The 19,756-nt window shown below is 69.7% G+C and carries 17 protein-coding genes; 9 read left to right on the plus strand and 8 right to left on the minus strand.

What is annotated here, in order from left to right:
* Positions 1-6 precede the first annotated feature (6 nt).
* Together QTI51_RS32925 and czcI are read right to left on the minus strand one after the other, a co-directional pair.
* Positions 7-1,431 carry a TolC family protein gene (locus QTI51_RS32925; protein ID WP_116913034.1) on the minus strand — a complete coding sequence of 475 codons (1,425 nt, stop codon included), beginning with the start codon at positions 1,429-1,431 and terminating at the stop codon, positions 7-9.
* Between the two features lie 98 nt (positions 1,432-1,529).
* Positions 1,530-1,904, minus strand: coding sequence for a cation efflux protein, CzcI family (gene czcI / locus QTI51_RS32930; protein WP_116913033.1), 375 nt, complete (start codon positions 1,902-1,904; stop codon positions 1,530-1,532).
* A 162-nt stretch (positions 1,905-2,066) separates the two neighbouring features.
* Between czcI and QTI51_RS32935 the strand changes: the two genes are divergently transcribed.
* Both QTI51_RS32935 and QTI51_RS32940 read left to right on the plus strand, forming a co-directional pair.
* Entirely contained in the window at positions 2,067-2,744 is a 678-nt protein-coding gene (locus QTI51_RS32935; protein ID WP_116913032.1) for a heavy metal response regulator transcription factor, read from the plus strand.
* On the plus strand, positions 2,741-4,132 hold the full coding sequence (locus tag QTI51_RS32940; protein WP_286517420.1) for a heavy metal sensor histidine kinase: 1,392 nt from the start codon (positions 2,741-2,743) through the stop codon (positions 4,130-4,132). The genes QTI51_RS32935 and QTI51_RS32940 overlap by 4 nt, the downstream gene beginning before the upstream one ends.
* A gap of 60 nt (positions 4,133-4,192) precedes the next feature.
* On the opposite strand, the gene QTI51_RS32945 is transcribed toward QTI51_RS32940, so the two are convergent.
* Together QTI51_RS32945 and QTI51_RS32950 are read right to left on the minus strand one after the other, a co-directional pair.
* Entirely contained in the window at positions 4,193-5,458 is a 1,266-nt protein-coding gene (locus QTI51_RS32945; protein WP_116913030.1) for a cation:proton antiporter, read from the minus strand.
* Between the two features lie 83 nt (positions 5,459-5,541).
* Complete coding sequence (locus tag QTI51_RS32950; protein ID WP_116913029.1) at positions 5,542-7,896, minus strand: heavy metal translocating P-type ATPase; 2,355 nt, start codon at positions 7,894-7,896, stop codon at positions 5,542-5,544.
* A gap of 70 nt (positions 7,897-7,966) precedes the next feature.
* On the opposite strand from QTI51_RS32950, the gene cadR reads away from it, so the two are divergent.
* Entirely contained in the window at positions 7,967-8,440 is a 474-nt protein-coding gene (gene cadR / locus QTI51_RS32955; protein WP_116913028.1) for a Cd(II)/Pb(II)-responsive transcriptional regulator, read from the plus strand.
* 48 nt (positions 8,441-8,488) lie between these two features.
* On the opposite strand, the gene cysE is transcribed toward cadR, so the two are convergent.
* A complete protein-coding gene (gene cysE / locus QTI51_RS32960; RefSeq protein ID WP_116913027.1) occupies positions 8,489-9,268 on the minus strand; it encodes a serine O-acetyltransferase in 780 nt (259 codons plus the stop codon).
* 79 nt (positions 9,269-9,347) lie between these two features.
* Complete coding sequence (locus tag QTI51_RS32965) at positions 9,348-10,136, minus strand: RNA methyltransferase (protein ID WP_116913026.1); 789 nt, start codon at positions 10,134-10,136, stop codon at positions 9,348-9,350.
* A 131-nt stretch (positions 10,137-10,267) separates the two neighbouring features.
* Between QTI51_RS32965 and QTI51_RS32970 the strand changes: the two genes are divergently transcribed.
* The 4 genes from QTI51_RS32970 to QTI51_RS32985 are packed head-to-tail and all read left to right on the plus strand — an operon-like array spanning position 10,268 to position 15,120.
* Entirely contained in the window at positions 10,268-11,323 is a 1,056-nt protein-coding gene (locus QTI51_RS32970) for an inositol monophosphatase family protein (protein WP_116913025.1), read from the plus strand.
* A complete protein-coding gene (locus QTI51_RS32975) occupies positions 11,323-13,584 on the plus strand; it encodes an FUSC family protein (protein ID WP_116913024.1) in 2,262 nt (753 codons plus the stop codon). The genes QTI51_RS32970 and QTI51_RS32975 overlap by 1 nt, the downstream gene beginning before the upstream one ends.
* Entirely contained in the window at positions 13,584-14,675 is a 1,092-nt protein-coding gene (locus QTI51_RS32980; protein ID WP_116913023.1) for a mechanosensitive ion channel family protein, read from the plus strand. The genes QTI51_RS32975 and QTI51_RS32980 overlap by 1 nt, the downstream gene beginning before the upstream one ends.
* A 34-nt stretch (positions 14,676-14,709) precedes the next feature.
* On the plus strand, positions 14,710-15,120 hold the full coding sequence (locus QTI51_RS32985) for a YbaN family protein (protein WP_116913022.1): 411 nt from the start codon (positions 14,710-14,712) through the stop codon (positions 15,118-15,120).
* A gap of 64 nt (positions 15,121-15,184) precedes the next feature.
* Here QTI51_RS32985 and QTI51_RS32990 read toward each other — a convergent pair whose 3' ends face one another.
* Positions 15,185-16,468 (minus strand): DUF418 domain-containing protein, encoded by a 1,284-nt coding sequence (locus QTI51_RS32990; protein WP_116913021.1) that lies wholly within the window; start codon positions 16,466-16,468, stop codon positions 15,185-15,187.
* A 220-nt stretch (positions 16,469-16,688) separates the two neighbouring features.
* Here QTI51_RS32990 and QTI51_RS32995 point away from each other — a divergent pair, with 220 nt between their 5' ends.
* Entirely contained in the window at positions 16,689-17,453 is a 765-nt protein-coding gene (locus tag QTI51_RS32995) for a hypothetical protein (protein WP_207786818.1), read from the plus strand.
* A 30-nt stretch (positions 17,454-17,483) separates the two neighbouring features.
* Here QTI51_RS32995 and QTI51_RS33000 read toward each other — a convergent pair whose 3' ends face one another.
* A complete protein-coding gene (locus QTI51_RS33000) occupies positions 17,484-18,440 on the minus strand; it encodes a LysR substrate-binding domain-containing protein (protein ID WP_116913020.1) in 957 nt (318 codons plus the stop codon).
* Positions 18,441-18,588: 148 nt separating this feature from the next.
* On the opposite strand from QTI51_RS33000, the gene QTI51_RS33005 reads away from it, so the two are divergent.
* Positions 18,589-19,608 (plus strand): tripartite tricarboxylate transporter substrate binding protein, encoded by a 1,020-nt coding sequence (locus QTI51_RS33005; protein WP_116913019.1) that lies wholly within the window; start codon positions 18,589-18,591, stop codon positions 19,606-19,608.
* Positions 19,609-19,756: the final 148 nt, after the last annotated feature.

Genomic DNA, 19,756 nt, shown 5'->3' on the forward strand with positions numbered 1-19,756 from the left:
GTTGGGTCAGCGCGCGACGGGCGACGCGGGCAAGGTGGCGGACGGAGTGGCAGCCGAGGTGCCGTGAGGCGCGGCGAGCGCGACGTCATCGCCCTCGCGCCCCAGCAGCCGGTCGAGTTCGCCGGCAGCGCGGTGCGCGTCGGCCAGCGCCAGCAGGTACTGCGCACGCACCTGGAACAGCGTGCGTTGCGCGTCCAGCGCCTCCAGGAAGCTGAACTTGCCCAGCTCGAAGCCCTTGGTCGCGGCCTTGTAGGCAGTCTCGGCGCCGGGCAGCGCGTCGCGCTGCAGCGTCTGGGCGGTGGCTCGCGCGGAGCGCAGGCGCTCGGTGGCCTGGGCCACGTCGGCGCCCAGCTGCAGCTCGGCGGCGGCGAGCTCGTCGCGCGCCTTCTCTTCGCGGCTCAAGGCCTCGGCCACGTTGCCGCGGTTGCTGTCGAAGATCGGCAGCGGAATCGACAGGCCCACCACCACCTGGTTGCGCCGGCCGCCGCCGGTCTCGCCCTCGGACGAAGGCACGCGCTTGGCGCCCAGCGACACCGTCACGTCAGGAATGCGCCTGGCCTGCTCCAGGTCGGACAGCGCACGGCGCCGCTCGACTTCGAGCCTGGCCTGCCGCACGACGGGCGCATCCGCAAGCCGGCCCAGGAGGTCGCCATCCGATGCCATGCCGGGCAGCTGGTCGACCGCGCCGTCCACCCGCGTGAAGCGCGGCGCCGGGTTGCCCCACAGCGCGGCGAGCTGCTGGCGCGCCGAACGCAGCGTGCCTTCGGCCTGCAGCAGCTCGACGCGAATGCCCGCCTCGGCCACGCGCGCGCGGGTTTCCTCCAGCGGCGAGACCTTGCCAGCGGCCACGCGGTTCTCCGCGGCGCGCGTGCCCGCTTGCGCGAGCCCCACCGAATCCTGCGCGAGGCGCAGGCGCTCCTGCGCGGTCAGCACCTCGAAGAAGGCGGTGACGGTGGCGGCGCGAATGTCGGCGCGGCGCGCGGCCAGTGCCGAAGCCGCCTGGTCGCGCGCGCGCTCGGCCGCCGTGACACGTGCGGCGCGCTTGCCGCCCAGCTCGATGGGCTGGCTCAGTTGCAGCGTGGTGGTGCGGTTGTCGCGGCGCAGGTCTTCCACCTGCGCGTCGAGCGTGGGGTTGGGCCAGGCGCCGGCCTGCACGATGGCGGCTTCGGTGGCGTCCTGCTCGCGCGACGCGGCGCGCAGGCCGGGGTTGGCCTGCAGCGCCAGGGCGAGCGCGGCCTGCAGGTTCAGCGCGCCGGCGGGCTCCAGCGTGCGAACAGGCGAGGGAGGCGGCGAGGAAGACGGCGATGAGGACGCCGAGGATGACAAGTGGGTGCCGGCGGCAGTGTCGCCCTGTGCGAACTGCGTGGTCTGTGAAAAAGCCGGGGGCGCCGCCATGGCCAATGCGGCCAGCGGCACGAAGAGCGTGCGCATCGAATTCTCCTGGGTTGCAAAACAACGGACGGACGAATTCGGCGAGAAAAGCTCAGCTGACGATGAAGATCAGAAGGTGCGTGGGTTCTCTCGCCGAATCAACGGGCGAGAGACCAGTCGGGCCGCACGGGCACGTCGGCGATGTGCGAGGCGAAGCGTTCCTGCGCTGCCACGCGAAGGGCCTGCGCCGTGCGCGCGACCGCCGGGGCCGGCGCGGTGGAGGCATCGGCGTGCTGCGCCCAGCCCGCGTGGCAGACCGCGCAGTCGCCGACCACGGCGTTGGGCTGGGTGCTGGAATTTTTCTGCGCACCCTCGCCGCTGTGGCTGCGGTCGGTGCCGCGGCCTTCGTTCTCGTGGTGGCCCCAGTGCTCGGGCTGGGTGTCCCGCTCGTGCTGGCAATACGCCGATGCCGCGGCCCAGCTGAGCTGGAGCGGCAGGAGGGCGAGCAGGAAGATGAGGAGCCAGCGGCGCATGGAGGCAAAAAGTATATCGAGCGCCTTCGGCGCGGCCGTCGGGCAAAAGCCCTGCCACTGGCAGGCCCAGCGCAATGTATGACGCCGTGCCGGGCTTTTGTCCGTCAATAGGATTACTAATTCGTAACCGCCGTAGTAAAAGCGCTTCGATACCATCTATCAATGCGAATTCTTGTGATTGAAGATGAGCCCAAACTCGGTGATTACCTCAAAAAGGGACTCGAAGAGAACGGTTACGTGGTGGATATCGCCCGCGACGGCATCGAAGGAAAGTACCTGGCGACAGAGGGCGACTACGCGCTGGTGCTGCTCGACGTGATGCTCCCGGGCATCGACGGCTTTTCGGTGTTGCAGGCCATTCGCCGGACCAAGAACGTGCCGGTGCTGGTGCTGACCGCGCGCGACAAGGTCGAAGACCGCGTGCAGGGGCTGCAGCAGGGGGCGGACGACTACCTGGTCAAGCCCTTCTCCTTTTCCGAACTGCTGGCGCGTGTGCAGGCGCTGCTGCGCCGTGGCAAGCCGCAGGAGTCGACCCAGCTGCGCCTGGCCGACCTGGAGGTCGACCTCATCAGCCGCAAGTGCATGCGCAACCGCACGCGGCTCGACCTCACGGCCAAGGAGTTCACGCTGCTGGTGGTGCTGCTGCGAAGGCGCGGGCAGATCCTGTCGCGCACCACGCTCGCCGAGCAGGTGTGGGACATGAACTTCGACAGCGACACCAACGTGGTCGAGGTGGCCATCCGCCGCCTGCGCAGCAAGATCGACGACCCCTTCGACGTGAAGCTGCTGCACACGGTGCGCGGCATGGGCTACGTGCTGGAGGACCGGTCCTGGGCATGACCGTGGCAGGCGCGCCGGCACAAGCCCAGGCAGGCAAGCGCACGAGCACGGGCACGGCGCGCGCGCATTCGCTGCAGCGCCGCCTCTCGCTGTGGTTCGCCGTGCAGACGCTGTTCGGCCTGAGCGTGGTGTGCCTGGCGGTGTACCTGGTCACGGCCTGGAGCTTCGGCCAGAAGCAGGAAGACGAGCTCGACCAGAAGGCCGTGCTGGTGCGCCACCTGCTGCAGGAGGCCGAGAAAGGCGGCGACCTGGTCTTCTTGCGGCACAAGCTGGATGACTTCTTCTCCATGCAGGACGAGGTGTCGCTGCGAATTTCGCATGCCGGGCGCGAGCTGTTCCGCTCGGCCGCCGCGCCCGACGGCCACTGGATGCGCCGCGACCTCGAGGTGCCATGGACGCAGGGCGGCACGACCACGCCGCTGTCGGTGCAGCTGGGCGTGAACATGGCGCAGGAGGCGCGGCTGCTGCAGCGCCTGGCGTGGACGCTGCTGGGCGCCGTGGTGCTGGGCACCGCGCTGGTCTCGCTCACGGGCATGTGGCTGGTGCGGCGCGGCCTGCGCCCGCTGAGGGCGCTGGCCGACCGCACCGCCGCCATGGCGCCTGATAAAGACAACCCGCCCATCGACGCCATGGCCTTCGCCGAAGAGCTGCGCCCGTGGATCACGCAGTTCAACGCCCTGCTGCTGCGGGTGCAGCGCGCCTACGTGCAACTGGAGGCCTTCAATGCCGACGTGGCGCACGAGCTGCGCACGCCGCTGGCCAACCTGCGCGGCTCCACCGAGCTGGCGCTCACGCGGCCGCGCAGCAACGAGGAGCTGCAGACGGTGCTCGCGTCGAACATGGAAGAGATCGGGCGGCTGTCGGGCATCGTCACCGACATGCTGTTTTTGTCGCAGGCCGAGCGTGGCGTGCCGGTGCGCACGCGCGCCGCCGCCAGCCTGGCGGTGCAGGCGGCCGATGTCATCGACTTCTACGACGCGATGCTCGAAGAGGCCGGGCTGCGCGCCGAAGTGCAGGGCGACGCCACCGCCGACGTGGACGCCGCGCTGATTCGGCGCGCGCTGTTCAACCTGCTGGGCAATGCGATCCGCTTCGCGGCGCCGGCATCGACGCTGCGCATCGAGATCGGCGAGCAGTCAGCTCAAGACGGCGCGGGCGAATTCGCCGTGACCGTGGTCAACCAGGGCGAGCCCATCGACCCGGCCGCCCTGCCCCGCCTGTTCGAGCGCTTCTACCGCGCCGCGCACGCGCGCGACGGCTCCACGCGGCACCACGGCCTGGGGCTGTCCATCGTGGAGGCCATTGCGCGCATGCATGGCGGGCGCGTGTTCGCGGCGAGCCAGGGCGGCGAGACGCGCATCGGCTTCACGGTGCGGCGCGGCGCTTGAGCCTCGTTTGGGCGGCGGCCCGCAGCGCCGCTGCTCAGACCCGTGGCTGTTCAGGACTGTTCAGGACTTCGCAGGCGCGCCGACTTCTGCAGCGCTTGCAGCCACCGCCGGCTTGCGCCCGATGAACAGGTTGATGAGCGGCCCCGTCATCGCGGTGGTCACCAGCGCCATCACCAGCAGCATGGTGAAGAGCTCGGGGCCGATCAGCCCGGCGTCCAGCCCGATCTTCATGACGATGAGCTCCATGAGCCCGCGCGCGTTCATCAGCGAGCCCGTGGCCAGGCTGTCGCGCCAGCCGTAGCCGGCCATGCGCGCGCCGATGGCGCCGCCGGCGATCTTGCCGAAGGCGGCCACCGCCAGGATGAGCATCATGGCGCCGAAGCCCGCGCCCGAGAAAGCGTTCGACGTGGTGCCCAGCCCCGCCAGCGCGAAGAACAGCGGCATCAGCACCACGATGGAAATAGGCTCGATGCGCTCGGTGAGCGACTTCAGCAGCCGGTCGTCGCGCGGCAGGCAGGCGCCGAACAGGAAGGCGCCGAACACCGCGTGCAGGTGCAGCCACTCGGTGACCAGCGCAGTGGCAAGCAGGCCGATCATCAGCGCGGCCATCAGCGTGATCGACGGCTCGCCCTCGGGCGCCTTGGTGCGCAGCAGCCAGGCAAAGGCCGGCTTCACGCCCAGGAAGAGCACGCACAGCACCACCACCATGCCCAGCGTGGTCTTGAGCAGCCCGTGAAAGCCTTCGCCTGCACCGACCATCGCGACCACGAAGGCCAGCAGGATCCAGGCGAACACGTCGACCACCGCGGCCGCGCCCAGCGACAGCTGGCCGAAGGAGGTGCGCGTCATGCCGCGGTCTTTCAGGATGCGCGCCATCACCGGGAACGCGGTGATCGACAGCGCCGCCGCGATGAACAGCGCGAACGGCCAGAAGCCCACGCCGGCCGGCGCCAGCGAGGGGTGCAGCGCGGGCGCGATGGCAATGCCCAGCGCGGCAGGCACCACCGTGCTCAGCACGCCCACGTAGCCGGCGGAACGCAGCTGCTCGCGCACGCCCTTGGCAGCGCGAAGCTCCAGCCCGACCACGAACATGAACAGCACCAGCCCCAGCGTGGACAGCGACGAGAGCCCCTGCAGCGACGCCTTGGAGAACAGCTGCGCGTGCAGCTCGGGAAAGAGCGCGCCCATCACCACCGGCCCCAGCATGAGCCCCGCCGCCATCTCGCCCACGACGCTGGGCTGGCCCGCATAGCGAAGCACCCAGCCGCAGACGCGCGCGGTGGTGAGGATGACGATGAGTTGCAGCAGCAGCGAGGTGGCGGACATGGAGCGGATCGCTTCGTTGACAAAAGTGTCCGCAATGTTAGTTGCAACCCGCCCCGCGACGCCAGCGCGGCGGCGCAGGGGCTTCAGCGGCTCGCGCGCATCAGCCGCAGCCCGTTCGCCACCACCAGCAGGCTCGCGCCCATGTCAGCGAACACGGCCATCCACATGGTCGCGCTGCCGAACACCGCCAGCACGAAGAACACCGCCTTGATGCCCAGCGCCAGCGAAATGTTCTGCCACAGCACCGCGTGCGCCCGGCGCGACAGGCGGATGGTCTCGGGAATGCGGCGCAGGTCGTCGTTCATGATGACCACGTCGGCCGCTTCCATGGCGGTGTCGGTGCCGGCGCCGCCCATGGCGAAACCGATGTCGGCCTGCGCGAGCGCGGGGGCGTCGTTGATGCCGTCGCCGGTCATGGCCACCGCGCCGTAGCGCTGCTGCAGGGCCTTGACGGCGGCCAGCTTGTCCTCGGGCAGCAGGTTGCCGCGCACGTCCTCGATGCCGGCGTGCGTGCCGATGCTCTTCGCGGTGGCGGCGTTGTCGCCGGTGAGCATCACCGGCACCACGCCCAGCGCACGCAGCTCGGCCACCGCGGCCTGCGACGACAGCTTGATGGTGTCGGCCACGGCGAACAGCGCGAGCACGGCCGTGTTCGACGCCAGCAGCGTGACGGTGCGCCCGGCTTCCTCGTGCCCCTTGAGCTCGGCTTCGAGCGCCGGGGTGCACAGCCCGCGCTCCTCGACCAGGCGGTGGTTGCCCAGCACATAGGCCTGCCCGCCGACCGTGGCCTGCACGCCGCGCCCGGCCAGCGCCGTGAACCCGTCCGCCTCCCCGGCTTCTTCGCGCGCACCCTTCAGCCCCTCTGCGATGGCCTTGGACACCGGGTGGTCGGAGCGGCCCGCGATGCTCGCGGCAATGGCGAACACCGCCGCCTCGTTGCCCGAGGCGTCGAGCAGCGACGAGGCCACCAGCTTCGGCTTGCCTTCGGTGATGGTGCCGGTCTTGTCGAGCGCGATTGCCTTGAGCTTGCGTGCTTCTTCGAGGTAGGTGCCGCCCTTGATCAGGATGCCGCGCCGCGCCGCCGCGGCCAGCGCGCTCACCACCGTGACGGGCGTGGAGATGACCAGCGCGCACGGGCAGGCGATGACCAGCAGCACCAGCGCCTTGTAAAGCGCCTGCAGCCAGGTCCAGTCCATGAACAGCGGCGTGAGCACCGCCACGGCCAGCGCCAGCACGAACACCGTGGGCGTGTAGATGGCGGCGAAGCGGTCGACAAAGCGCTGCGTGGGCGCGCGCGAGCCCTGCGCTTCCTCGACCGCGTGGATGATGCGCGCCAGCGTGGTGTTGGCGGCCACCGCCGTCACGCGAAACTCGAGCGCGGCGGTCTGGTTGATGGTGCCGGCGAACACCGGGTCGCCCACGGTCTTGTCGACCGGAATGCTCTCGCCCGTGACCGGCGCCTGGTCGATGGCGCTGCTGCCCGCGGTGACGACGCCGTCCAGCGGCACGCGCTCGCCGGGGCGAATGCGCGCAACGGCGTCCAGCGCCACGGCGTTGGCCATCACGGTGCGCCAGCTGCCGTCGGGCTGCTTCACCTCGGCCTGCTCAGGTGCGAGCGCCAGCAGGCTCTGGATGGCGTTGCGCGCGCGGTCCACCGCGCGGGCCTCGATGAGTTCGGCAATCGCGTACAGCGCCATCACCATCGCGGCCTCGGGCCACTGCCCGATGACGAACGCGCCGGTCACGGCCACCGCCATCAGCGCGTTGATGTTCAGCCGCCCGCGCACCAGCGCGGCGAAGCCCTTCTTGTAGGTGTCCAGCCCGGCCAGGCCGATGGCGCCCAGCGCCAGCACCATTTCCGCGGCCATGAAGCCCTTGCTTTCGAAGCCCATGAACGAGATCGACTCAGCCGCGATGGCCAGCACCAGCGCCGCCACCAGGCGGGCGAGCCCCACGCTCATGCCCGCGATCTGCGCGGGCGCGGCCGCGGCCTGCGTGCCGGATGCGGGGCCGCCCGCGGGGTTCAGCGGCTCGGGCTTGAAGCCGGCCTTGCGAATGGCCGCCAGCGCCTCGGGCAGCGCGCCTTCGTCGGTGGTGATGGCCATGGTGCGTTCGCCGAGCCGGAAGCGCAGCGCCTTCACGCCCGCCACGGGTTCGAGCGCGCGGCGGATTTCGGACTCTTCCACCGCGCAGTCCATGGTGGCGATGCGGAACAGCTGCGCGCCCTTGGGCACGTCGCCCGCGTCAGGTGACAGCGGAATCGATCCGTGGCTGCTCGCGCCGCCGCAGCAGGCGTCGGCCGCGTGGGCGTGCGGCTTCGCGTGGGGATCGGCGTGCGAGTCGGCGTGGCCGTGGCCGTGGTCATGACCATGGTCGTCGCCATGCGAATGGGTGTGCGCGTGCGGCGCGGGCTGCTTCAGGGCGTTCTCGTTCGTCATGCAATCGATTGGAAACCCTGAAGCAGGTGTAGAGTCAAACGCTCTTTTCCACTCGCTGATTTGCCGCATCATGAAAATCGGAGAACTGGCCAAGGTCGCGAACACACCGGTCGAAACCATCCGGTACTACGAGCGCGAGCGGCTCCTGCCCGAGCCCGCGCGCACCGACGGCAACTACCGCATCTACGACGAAGACCATGCCCAGCGCCTGGGCTTCATCCGCCGTTGCCGCTCGCTGGACATGACGCTGGACGAGATCCGCAGCCTGCTGAAATTCCGCGACGCGCCGCAGGAAGACTGCGGCCAGGTCAACCAGCTGCTGGACGACCACATCGGCCACGTGGCCGCGCGCATCGCGGAGCTGAAGACACTGGAAAAGCAGCTGAAGGCCTTGCGCCTGCAATGCGGCGGGCCGGAGTCGGCGAATGCCTGCGGCATCCTGCAGGAGCTGGACACTGCGGCGCTCGCGCCCGAGGGCTTCGGGCAGCACGCGGGGCATGTGCATGGGTCGCTGCACAGCGCGACGGCGAAGCGGTCGGCTTAGAGGTCGGCTTAGGGCTTTCGCCTCGCCCCGAACACCGACCCGAGGGCGTTACTTGCCCACCAGCTGCGTCAGCTTCTCCGCCTCGAAGCTCTCGCCGAGCGCCGCCTCGCGCGGCACGCAGTCCTTGGTGCCGGGCTGGGCCGACAGCTTCTCGATCGCCTTCCACAGCAGCGCGATCTGGTGTTCCTGGCTCGACGCGTTGTCGATCAACCCGCGCATCGCCTGGCTCAGCGGGTCGTCTTCCTGCGTGATGCCGTAGGCCGAGAACTTCTGCGGCGGCGCCACGTCGGCGCTCTCGCCGGCCACCGAGCTCTTCGCCGGAATGATGCGCGCCGGAATGCCCACCGCTGTCGCCCCCGCCGGCACCGGCTTGATGACCACCGCGTTGCTGCCGATCTTCGCGCCGTCGCCCACCACGAACCCGCCGAGCACCTTCGCGCCCGCGCTCACCACCACGTTGCGGCCCAGCGTCGGATGCCGCTTGGCGCCCTTGTAGAGCGAGGTGCCGCCCAGCGTCACCCCCTGGTAGATGGTGCAGCCGTCGCCGATCTCGGCCGTCTCGCCCACCACCACGCCCATCGCGTGGTCGAAGAACACCTGCTGGCCGATCTTGGCCGCCGGATGAATCTCGATGCCCGTCAGCCCGCGCGCGCAATGCGCGATGAAACGCGCCGACCACTTGAAGCCATGGTTCCAGCACGCGTGGGCCCAGCGGTGCAGCACCAGGGCATGCAGCCCCGGGTACAGCGTGAGCACCTCCCAGGCGCTGCGCGCGGCCGGGTCGCGTTCGAGAATGCACCGGATGTCGGCGCGCAGTCGAGAGAACATCGCTGCCTTTGTTGTCGTTATATCGATAGGGGGCGCGCAGTCTATAACCCGCCGTCATCGCGTACGGGCAATGGGGGTTTTACTCGCCCGAACCTTCACCCGAACCCTCAGCCGAGCGGTCACCGGAGGCGGGAGCCTGGCGAGCCTGCCGCGGGGGGCGCGTCGCGTCGCTCATGGCCTTGGCGATGCCGCGCAGGATGTGGATTTCTTCCGGCGTCGGCTGCGCCCGGTTGAACAGCTGCTGCAGGCGCGGCATCAGCTTCTTCGGCGCCTCGGGGTCCAGGAAGCCGACCTCCACCAGCGAGCGCTCCCAGTGATCGAGCATGCCGGCCACGGCCTGCGCGTCGGCCGCCTGCACCGGCTCGGCCTCGCGCACCCCGTAGCCGCCCAGCGCCAGGCGCCATTCATAAGCCACCACCTGGATGGCCGCGCCCAGGTTCAGCGAGCCGAATTTCGGGTCGGTCGGAATGCTCAGCGCCACGTTGCAGCGGTAGACGTCTTCGTTTCGCATGCCGAAACGCTCGGAGCCGAACAGGAAGGCCACGTGCTGGTCGCCCTGCTTGCCCAGCGGCTCCAGGTGCTCGCGCGGCGTGCGCGTGGGCGGGCCGAAGTCGCGCGGGATCATGGCGGTGGCGCACAGGTGGGTGACGCCGTCGAGCGCTTCGTCGAGGGTTTCGACGATGCGGGCGTTGGTCAGCACGTCGAGCGCGCCGCTCGCGCGCTGGATGGTTTCCTCGCGCCGCAGCACGTTGGCCCAGCGCGGCGCCACCAGCACGAGGTCGTCGAAACCCATGGTCTTCATGGCGCGGGCGGCGGCGCCCACATTGCCGGCGTGGCTGGTCTGGATCAGGATGAAACGGGTGCGCATGGCGGGTTGGAGAGGCACAGGGGAGACACGAACGGGCGGACCCGGTAAAATCCTGCGATTCTCGCCGCCCGCATCGCCGGGTCGCTTCCAGGGGTTCCCAGAGGCCCCTTCCCTGTTCTTCTCACAATCCAATGTCGTCCCCCAACCTGCATCCCATGCTCAATGTGGCCGTCAAGGCCGCACGCGCCGCCGGCGCGATCATCAACCGCGCTGCGCTCGACGTCGAGGCCGTGCGCATCTCCCAGAAGCAGGTCAACGACTTCGTCACCGAAGTCGATCACGCCAGCGAGAAGGTGATCATCGAAACGCTGCTTGGCGCATACCCGGGGCACGGCATCCTGGCCGAGGAATCGGGCACCGAGCATGGTGCGCAAGACTCCGACTACGTGTGGATCATCGATCCGCTGGACGGCACCACCAACTTCATCCACGGCTTTCCGGTGTACTGCGTGTCCATCGCGCTGTCGGTGCGCGGCAAGATCGAACAGGCCGTCATCTACGACCCGAGCCGCAACGACCTGTTCACCGCCACCAAGGGCCGCGGCGCCTACCTGAACGAGCGCCGCATCCGCGTATCCAAGCGCGTGAAGCTCAGCGAGTGCCTGATTTCCACCGGCTTCCCGTTCCGCACCGGCGACAACTTCAAGCAGTACTTGGCCATCATGGCCGACATGATGCCCCGCATGGCCGGCCTGCGCCGCCCTGGCGCCGCCGCGCTCGACCTGGCCTACGTGGCCGCGGGCTTCACCGACGGCTTCTTCGAAACCGGCCTGAACCCCTGGGACGTGGCCGCGGGTTCGCTGCTGGTGACCGAGGCCGGCGGCCTGATCGGCAACTTCACCGGCGAGCCCGAGTTCCTGGAGCAGCGCGAATGCCTGGCCGGCGCCCCGCGCGTGTACGGCCAGCTGGTGCCGCTGCTCGCCAAGTACTCCAAGTTCGCCAACGTGGACGACAAGTTGCGCGCCAGCGACCGCGTGCGCGCGGTGTCGGCCTCGACCAAGTCGAACCCCGAAGAAGCCTCGGCCGACCTGTACGCCCGCAGCACCGTGGTCGACTTTGCCGACGAATCGGCCGAAGGCAGCGCACCCGCGGTGGCCGCGCCGCCCGCCCCCCGCAAGCTCACGCGCATTCGCCGTGACGCACCCGCCGCCGGTGGCCCCGCAGAGGGCGACAACGCCGCCAAGTGATGGCGGGGCCCCACGCCGCGAGCGCCGAGAGCCGAGTCCGCGCCGCGCTGCGCATTGCACTGAGCCACTACGTCGCGAGCGGGCTCACCGTGGCGCTGGGGCTGCTGTTCATTTCGGGCGGCATTCATTTCTGGCTGGGCACGCTCGCGGCCTCGGCCGCCGCCACCGGCGTGATCGTGACCGCGCCGCCCGACCTGCCCGGCCCGCGCCGCGGCAAGTTCCTGCAGATGCTGCCGGCACCGCTCATCGGGCTGCCGCTGTTCTTCGCGGTGCAGATGCTGCACACCGCCCCCATCCGCCTCGGGCTGCTGCTGGTGCCCGCCACCTTCATGGCCTTCCTGCTGATGGCCTGGGGCAAGCGGGGCATTCCCATTGCCATCGCGGTGATGTTCTCGATGATCTTCTCCATGGCCACGCCCACCCCCTCGGGCATGGCCGACGCGCTGGAGCGCACCTGGCACTTCGGCATGGGTGCGGGGCTGTACGTGGTGTGGGCCACGCTCGCCAACCTGGTGCTCAACGGGCGCTTTCGCACGCAGTCGGTGGCCGACGTGCTGTATTCGCTGGCCGCGCTGATGCGCACCGAGGCCAGCCAGTTCCTGCCGCAGGACGAGACCCGCGACGTGCGCGACACCCCCGCCCCGCTGCTGGGCCAGCTGCTGCGCGAGCAGGCCGCGCTGGCCGACCAGCTGCAGGCCACGCGCGACATCGTGCTGGAGTCTCCGCGCACGCCGCGCCGCCAGCGGCTGGCCGCGATGCTGGTGATCGTGCTCGAGATGCGCGACCAGCTGCTGGCCAGCGAGCTCGACCTGGACACCCTGCGCGCCCACCCCTCGCACGCCGAGGCGCTCATCGAGATGCGTACCGTGCTCGAGGAGCTGGCCGCCGAAACCACCGCGCTGGCCGACGCCCTGCTCATGCGCCGCCACCCCGAGGCCGTGGCCGACCGCCGCCCGCGGCTGGCGGCCATCCATGTCTCGGCGGACGACAGCGCCAGCAACCGCCTCGGCGGTGGCCACATCGGACCCACGGCCGCCATGCTCGCGCGCGGCCTGGCCAGCCGCATCGGCCACATCAACGACGAGGTGCTGCGCCTGTCGGCCATGGCGCGCGGCGACGTGGAGCCCAACCTGGCCGTGGTGCGCGCCAACTGGCAGATGTTCGTGAGCCCGACCGACTGGTCGCTGCGCCCCTTCTTCACGCTGTGGCGATGGGACCAGCCGCCGCTGCGCCACGCCATTCGCGCCGCGCTGGCCATCGCCGCGGGGTACGCCATCGCGGTGTCGATGCCGTGGGGCTCGCACGACTATTGGATCTTGCTGACCATCGTGGTGGTGCTGCGCGGCAGCCTCTCGCAGACGCTGGAGCGCCGCAACGCGCGGGTGGCCGGCACGCTGCTGGGCTGCGTGCTCGCGGTGGGGCTGTTGTCCGCGCATCCGTCGGCGCTGATGCTGCTGGTGTTCGTGACCGTGGCGCAGGCCATTGCGCACAGCTTCGCGGTGCGGCGCTACCTGGTCACCGCCGTGGCCGCCACCGTGCTGGGCCTGGTGCAGGCCCACATGCTGAACGTGGGCGTGGCGCCCATCTTCGCGCTGTTCGAGCGCATTGCCGACACGCTCATCGGCGCCACGCTGGCCTGGGGCTTCTGCTACGTGCTGCCCTCGTGGGAGCGCACGCAGATTCCGGCGCTGGTGGCGCGCGTGCTCACCGCGCAGGCCCGCCATGCGCGCCTGGCGCTCGGCCTGGGCCAGCTGCAGGCCGTCGACAGCAGCCCCGAGCTCGAATGGCGCCTGGCGCGCCGCGAGGCCTACGACAGCCTCTCGGCGCTGGTGCAGGCGACGCAGCGCTCGCTCTCCGAACCGCGTGCGGTGCAGCCGCCGCTGGAGCCGCTGGAGCACCTGCAGGCCCACAGCTACCAGCTGCTCGCGCAGCTGAGCGCGGTGAAGTCGATGCTGGTGCTGCGGCGCGACCGCCTCACGCCGGCGGACATCGAGGGGCCCATCAGCCGCACCTCGCAACGCATCGAAGCCGCCATCGGAACTCTGCCCACCACCGGGCCCTCTCACCCCGAGAGCGCCGGTTCCACCGCCGTGGGCGGCCCCATTCCGCTGCCCGACCCGTTCGACAACGACATCAGCCCCTGGCTGCTGCGCCGGCTCGACCAGGCCACGGCGCTTTCCACGCAGCTGCGCGACGACGCGGCGCGCATTCTTCAACCTCTGAACGAGACAACGGAACAAGCAAAGACGACCCCCGCCTGATGACCAAAGAGATACTCGCCCACCCGTGGTTCGGCACCTGGGTTGCCGCACTCATCGCAGTTCCCCTGGCCCTCCTGGCCCACCGCATCGGCGGCCTCGTGTTGAGGCGGATCACCCGCCCGGCCCCGACCATCCACACGATGGTGGTCAACTGCAACGCCGCGGCGCGGCTGGTGCTGCCGCTGGTGGCGCTCAACGTGGTCTGGCAGGGCGCGCCCGACGACCTGCGCTTCATCGGCAACGTGCGCCACTTCACCGGGCTGCTGCTCATCGCGTCGAGCACCTGGCTCGCGGTGAAGGCCATCAGCGGCTTCGCCGACGGCGTGCTGGCGCAGAACCCCTCCGACGTTTCCGACAACCTGCAGGCGCGGCGCGTGCTCACGCAGACCCGCGTGCTCGCGCGCACCGCCGCCACCGTGGTGCTGGTGGCCGGCGGCGCCATGATGCTCATGACCTTTCCGGGCGCGCGCCAGGTGGGTGCCAGCCTGCTGGCCTCGGCCGGCGTGATCGGCATCGTGGCCGGCCTGGCGGCCAAGCCGGTGTTCAGCAACCTCATCGCGGGCCTGCAGATTGCGCTGGCGCAGCCCATTCGCATCGACGACGTGCTGGTGGTCGAGGGCGAATGGGGCCGCGTCGAGGAAATCACCGGCACCTTCGTCGTCATCAAGATCTGGGACGAGCGCCGGCTGATCCTGCCGCTGACCTACTTCATCGAGAAGCCGTTCCAGAACTGGACGCGGCACTCGGCGCAGCTGCTGGGCGCGGTGTTCATCTACGCCGACTACGGCATGCCGCTGACGCCGCTGCGCGAAGAGGTGGAACGCATCGTGAAGGCCGCGCCCGAGTGGGACGGCCGCTTTTTCAACCTGCGCGTGACCGACGCCACCGAGCGCACCATGCAGATCCGCGTGCTGTGCACCGCGGCCACCTCGGGGCTGGCCTTCGACCTGCGCTGCAGCGTGCGCGAAGCGCTCATCGACTTCATGCAGCGCGAGTACCCGCAGTTCCTGCCCAAGATGCGCATCGAGAGCGACGGGCCGCAGGAGCGGGAGCAGCCGAGGCAGATGGCGGCCGCGCCCGGCGTGGCCTGATTCGCATCGAAGGCGACACGGTGAGACTGCTGCGTTGAAGCCCGACCCCGAACGCAATTCGCCGCTCACGCGGTTCCTGCTGTACGCCTTTGCCGTGCTGTGCCTGGTGCTGGGCCTCATCGGCGTGGTGCTGCCGGGCATGCCGACCACCGTGTTCATCCTGATGGCGGCGTGGGCCGCCGCGCGCAGCTCGCCGCGCCTGCACGCCTGGCTGCTGAACCACCGCCTGTTCGGCCCGCTGCTGCACAACTGGGAAAACGGCCGCACCGTGAGCCGCCGCGCCAAGTGGAGCGCCACCATCACCATGGCGGTGTGCGCGGTGATCGTGTCGTTCACCGCGCACCGCGCATGGCTCGCCGTGCTGGCCATCGCGTGCATGGCGACCGTGCTGGCGTGGTTGTGGTCGCGGCCTGTGCCGCCTGTGCCTCCTTCACCTCCCGCTTGACGACGCCCGGGGCCGCCGGCCTGGCGGCGGCCAACGCTCCGCTCGCACCCGCGCTCGCCGTCCCTCAGCTTTCAATGCCGCTCCCGCGCTGACCACCAGCCACCCTTCGCCGCATCGGCGGCACCTCGAGGTTGGTGAACGCCCGCAGCACCCACTCCACCGGCCCATACGCAAAGCGGCGCATCCACCAGCGGCTCAGCACCAGCTGACACCCGAAGATCGCGAAGGCGATGGCCGTGGCCGCGAGCGGGCCCATGGTGCCGATCCATCGCAGCCCGTAGGCCAGGAAGAGCCACGCGCACACCGTCGACTGCAGCAGGTAGTTCGACAGCGCCATGCGCCCCGCGGGCGCGAGCCAGCCTTCGAGCACGCGGCCGCGCGGGGTCAGCATCCACAGCACCAGCGCGCTCGCGTAGGCGGCTGACAGGAGCGGCGCGGTCAGCAGCGTGGCGGAAAGGCCGTAGATCTCGCGGATCGTGTTGTCCAGCCGCGCCGAAGGCCACGCGTACACCGCGGCCCCCGGCAAGCCAATGACCAGCCCCCAGAACACCACCCGCCGGAACAGGCCGCGGTGCGCCTCGGCATTGGCGAAGAGCCCACGCCGGCCGGCGTTGAAGCCGACGAAGAACATCGCCAGCGCGGTCGGCGCCTGCACCAGCCCCGTGATCCACCAGATCTGCATCAGCTCGCGCACATGCTGCGCGATCACCGTGAGGGGCGTGCCTCGGTAGGCGGCCAACGCCCGGCCCGCCTCGGCATAGGCACCGCGCATGTCCGACAGGCCGCCGCCCAGCGTCAGCAGGTAACCGATGCCAGCCCACAGCAACGAAGTCGCCAGCACCAGCCCGACGGCGGCACGCATCAAGAAGGCATCGCCGCGCCGCCGCACCATCAGCAGCACCATGCCGATCACCGCGTAGGTGGTGAGGATGTCGCCGTGGTACAGCAGCACGGCATGCAGCAGGCCGAGCAACCACAGCCCGAGCAACCGACGCGCCATGCGCGGCGCAAAGCGCTTGCCGTCGCGCTGCGCGGACTGCATCTGCAAGCTGAAGCTGTAGCCGAACAGGAACGAGAACAGCAGGTAGAACTTGGTCTCGAACACGAAGGTGCGCACGAACGAAGCGCAGCGCTCCACCAGCGACACGGCCATCGGGTCGGGCACGCCCGCGCCGTAGTAGGTCGACGAAAAGGTGGCGATGTTGACGACCAGGATGCCCAGCAGCGCGAAGCCGCGCAGCGCGTCGACGAGGGACTCGCGCTGCGGCGCGATCTGGCCGTCGTGGACGTCGTGGACGTCGTGGACGTCGTGGCCACTATGGCCGGTGCAGGGCGGCGACGGCGCCATCAGCCGGCCGGCCGCGTGTCGAAGCGATCGTTGATTTTTTGCATCTTGCGAGTTCTTTGTAAAAGCAAAGTATGTGATTGACCGCGAATCGCAAACTCTAAACGCGCGCACGACAAGCAGATGTGAAAAGACCGTGGCCCGCGCCAAGAAACGACCGCCGTTTCACCGATACTTCGCCCCTTCAAAAAAACGCCGCACCCGCGGCAAGAGGGAGAAGCAAATGATTTTTGTCTGGTCGGGCCTTGGTTTTCTGGTGGTGCCCATCGTGTTCGTTACCTCGATGGCAGTCACGCTGCTGCTCGAGCGCCTGCTCGGCGCCATCGGGCACAGCGAGTGGTTGACGGCGGCCATTGCGCTGGGCATTTTTTCTGGCGCGGCGGCCAACTGGTTCATCGGCCGCAAGCTCAACAGCAAGCCGCCGCGCGAGCTGGTCGACACCAAGACCCAGGAGACGGTGTTGCTCTACAAGCGCCACAAGTTCTTCTGGGTGCCGATGCAGTACTGGTCGTTTCCTGTGGCGGTGATCGGCCTGTTCGTGCTGTTCGCGCAATCGACCCAGGCCGCGCCGGCGGACGGCGGCAAGGCGCTGCCGCCGCTGCAGGCGCTGGTCGAATGCAAGGGCACGGCCAGCGGCATCGCCGCCTATGCCGACAAGCTCGAAGCAGGCACGCTCGCCGGCTGGACCCAGAGCCCCGAGCTCAGTGCCTTCATGTCGACCGTGTGGCGCATGCCCAAGCCGATCACCGTGGCGGGTTTTCAGGTGCAGGACGTGCGCTTCGGCAGCTACGAACTGGGCAACTACGCAGTGCACGCCGTGACCGACAGCACCGACATCGATGCGGTCGCCCCCCAGCTGGGGCTGCGCGGCGTCGAGGGCCGGGGCCTGGCGCGCGAGGCCAGCAAGGGAGCCTGGATCGTGGCAGGCAAGCTCAAGGGCCGCGTCGAAGTGGGTTGCGAGTACCCGAACCCCAAGCTCGCCGGCTGAGCACGCACTCTCACCAGTCGCGGAGCGGCATCAGGCCTTGCGCTTGCGCACGATGCCGCGAATTTCCTCGATCAACAGGCGCGCGCCCTCGGTCAATTCGCCCAACTCGCCGCCTTCACCCGCATCGACGGTGCGCCGCACCGTGAGCCCCACCGGCCCCTCGGTGCTGGTGGTGTCGATGGCCACGCGCTGGAGCTCGCCGCGCGCGAGCAACCCTTCCACCGCGCCCTGCGGTGCGAACCACACGGCGTCCGAGCGCTGCAGCAGGCCGACCACGAAGCTGGTGTCGGTCGCCTCCACCAACTGGTTCGGCAGCGCCATGCCCTGGGCGATGAGAAAGGCGTCCGCCGTGTGCCGGATCAGCGTGCCCGACACGGGCAGCACCAGCGGGCAGTCGGCCAACGCGTCCAGCGTCGGCTTGCGTAGCGACGCCAGCGGATGCCCCGGGCGCACCACCAGCCGCAAGGGCTCGCTGTAGAGGTGCTCGAAGGCCAGGTCGGCCATGGCCGAGGCCTGCGCGAGCCGGCCCAGCACCAGGTCGATTTCGCCCTGGCGCAGCTGCGTCATCAGCTGCGCGTTGGTGCCGCTCACCACGCGCACGCGCAGCGCCGGGTGCGCGGCGTGCAGCTGCGCCACGGCCTGCGGCAGCAGCTCGCCCGCCATGTTGGGCAGTGCGCCGACGGCCACGCGCAGCTGGTCGGCCTCGGGCTGGTCCATGGCCAGGCCCAGGCCTTCGCGCAGGCCGCGCAAGGCCGAGACGGCGTGGCGCACCAGCACCTCGGCCGCGGGCGTCAGCTCCACGCCCCGGCGGCGGCGCAGCAGCAACTGGCGCCCGACGATCTCTTCCAGCTCGGCCACGGTCTTGGACACCGCCGGCTGCGTGAGCGACAGCGCCTTGGCCGCGCGCACCAGGTTGCGCTCTTGCGCCACCATCACCAGGCACTGCAGGTGGCGCATCTTCAAGCGCCCAAAGTTCATGGCTGACATGGGGTTTTCTTCTGGAGCGGCATCGCTGAAATATAACGAGCCGGAATACCTGGCGGATGAGCTTTCAGTTGTGAAGCGCCCGGCGCCCTTCTAGAGTTGCCTTCAATACCGCGGTCGCCACAGGCCGGCACACAACGAAGAGAGACACATGACCCACCGCCTTTTGAACGCCTTCGGCGGCACGCGCCGCCGCCTTGCCATCACCACACTCGCCAAATTCGCCACGTTCGCTACCTGCGCCGCGCTCTGCGCGGGCAACGCCGCGGCGGCCGACGCGCCCTACCCCACCAAGGCGGTGAAGCTGCTCACCAACTTCCCCGCGGGCGGCCCCATCGACATCCTTGCCCGCGCGCTGGCCGACGCGCTGCAAAAGGACCTGAAGCAGCCCTTCATCGTCGACAACCGCCCCGGCGCGGGCGGCAACATCGGCGCCGACCTGGTCGCCAAGAGCCCGGCCGACGGCTACACCGTGCTGCTGGGCATCGACACCACCTTCACCATCAACCCGCACCTGTACGCGTCGATGCCCTTCGCCGCTAAAGACCTGAAGCCGCTGATGATCTTCAGCTCGTCGGGGCTGAGCTTCGGCGTGGCGTCGAACGTGAAGGCGAAGACGCTGCCCGAGTTCATCGCGCAGGCCAAGGCCGAGCCGGCCACCTTCAGCTCGGCCGGCAACGGCAGCCCGGGCCACATCGCTGCTGAAATTTTCGCGAGCGAAACAGGCGCGAAGATCACGCACGTGCCCTACAAGGGCAACGCGCCGGCGGTGCTGGCGCTCATGGGCAACGAGGTGCAGGCCGGCATCCTGGCCACGCCGGGCCTGCTGCCGCAGGTGCAGTCGGGCAAGCTGCGCGCGCTGGCCGTCACCGGCAAGCAGCGCTCGCCGCTGCTGCCGCAGGTGCCCACGGTGGGCGAGCTGGGCCTGAAGGACCTGGAGTTCGAGGTGCTCTACATCGCCATGGTGCCCGCCGCCACGCCCGAGCCGGTGATGCAGACGCTGCGCCAGTCGCTGCAGAAGGCCATGGCGCTGCCCGAGCTCAAGTCGCGCCTGGCCTCGCTCGACATGGTGCCGCTGGGCGAGACCGGCGCCGCCGCCAGCGAGCACCTGGCCGCGAGCCAGGCGCGCTACGGCCGCATCGTGAAAGCAACAGGCATGAAGGTGGATTGAGACCTTCGGGTTAACACGGGCAATGGTTGATTTGAACAATCAGATGCCGCGTCTTCAGAATCGTCCGCAACCGCGGACCTCGCGGTCACACACACCGGCCACCGCCTGAACGACGACTAGGACCTGCCCATCATGCTGACGAACACCC

Source organism: Variovorax sp. J22G73 (genome assembly GCF_030317035.1).
Lineage (GTDB): Bacteria > Pseudomonadota > Gammaproteobacteria > Burkholderiales > Burkholderiaceae_C > Variovorax.